Annotated in this window: 1 protein-coding gene; it reads left to right on the top strand. The window is 67.8% G+C overall.

Translation table 11 applies throughout. The annotated features are described in order from the left end of the window. On the top strand, positions 1-454 hold a 454-nt coding region (locus ELR45_RS36390; protein WP_205855660.1), incomplete at both ends, for an NHL repeat-containing protein.

Below are 454 nucleotides of genomic sequence, written 5' to 3'. Positions count from 1 at the left end.
GGGGCATTCGGGTGACGGTGGTCCGGCGGTCGATGCGGCGCTTGGTGAGGTGCAGGATCTGGCGTTCGACGACGCTGGGAACCTCTACGTCGCTAGCCGTGTCCGCGATGACGAGTGGGGCGCGTATATCCGGATGGTCGCTCCGGACGGGACGATCAGTACCGTGGCCGGCGGCCTGGTCACGGAATCCGACGAGGCCGCCGTGCGTATCACGGCCGACGGACTGGCAGGGGTCAGCGGTCTCGCCGCCGGTCCGGACGGCGGGCTGTATATCGCCGACAGCTTGGTCGGCCAGGTGATGCAGCTTGAGCCTGGTGATGAACCGACGGTGGTCGCGGGTACGGGCGATTACGGTCACGCCGGTGACGGCGGCCCTGCTACTGCCGCTCAGTTGAACACCCCCTCGAGCATGGCTGTCGGCGATGACGGTGAGTTGTATGTGGCCGACGCGGGC

This window comes from Phytoactinopolyspora endophytica (assembly GCF_004138495.1).
In the GTDB taxonomy this organism is placed as follows: domain Bacteria; phylum Actinomycetota; class Actinomycetes; order Jiangellales; family Jiangellaceae; genus Phytoactinopolyspora; species Phytoactinopolyspora endophytica.
This window is presented reverse-complemented; position numbering and strand designations above follow the sequence as displayed.